We start from the raw sequence: 736 nt of genomic DNA, 5'->3' as shown, positions 1-736 counted from the left end.
TTGTAAGTTTCTCTATCATTGTTACAAGCGTTGCTCGATCGGTCATGACCAATAAGGCCGATTTATGGTTGCTTCCTATCATTAGGTCAACTTCTATATCCCCTATTCTTTTTCGTTGATCTACCACACTTGGTCTTTGCTCTATGGAGACCCGTCCCGTAATGGCGCCACGGTTGTCTTTTTGATTCTTGCGTTTCTGCCTTCTTCCATTATGGCGCAAATGCTTATGAATATCTTTGTATTCCCTGTGCTTTGTGTGATTACTATGTTTGGCAATCCATATCCACTTGTAAATGGTCTCATGGCTGACACAATGTTCGGATTCCTTCGATAATCTTTTGGCAATCAGTTCAGGACTCCATTTTTCGTATGCCAACAATCCGGCTATTCGCCGTTTCAAGGCCTCACTAAGGTGTACCTGTTTATGTTTCGTCCTATGCCTATAAAGCGTTTTATTATGAGCGTGCCCACCAATATAAACACCTGCCGTTCTGCCTCGAGAAGGAGTATTCCGCTTTAGCTCTCTTGAAATAGTGCTCTTATCGACCCCTAATATGCTAGCTATGCTAGTTTGGGTCGCACCAGCTTTCAATAATGCCGATATTTGATACCTTTGCTCTAAGGTCAATTGTTTGTAATGTTTCATCAAAACGAATATAAATATTGAGCCTAAAACAGATGGGGCTAGCCCCATCTGTTTTAAATATTCGTGTTGCACTTATGACTTGAACTTAGA

At 41.3% G+C, this 736-nt stretch carries 1 protein-coding gene; it reads right to left on the bottom strand.

Translation table 11 applies throughout. The features are described from left to right. Positions 1 to 646, bottom strand: a 646-nt coding sequence (locus ES765_RS21510) for an IS30 family transposase (RefSeq protein ID WP_171017408.1), incomplete at its 3' end; no start/stop codon positions are given. Positions 647 to 736 lie beyond the last annotated feature (90 nt).

Source organism: Maribacter sp. ACAM166, from assembly GCF_005771495.1.
Classification (GTDB): domain Bacteria; phylum Bacteroidota; class Bacteroidia; order Flavobacteriales; family Flavobacteriaceae; genus Maribacter.
The sequence above is the reverse complement of the archived record's forward strand: the minus strand, read 5'-3'. Positions and strand labels throughout refer to the sequence as shown.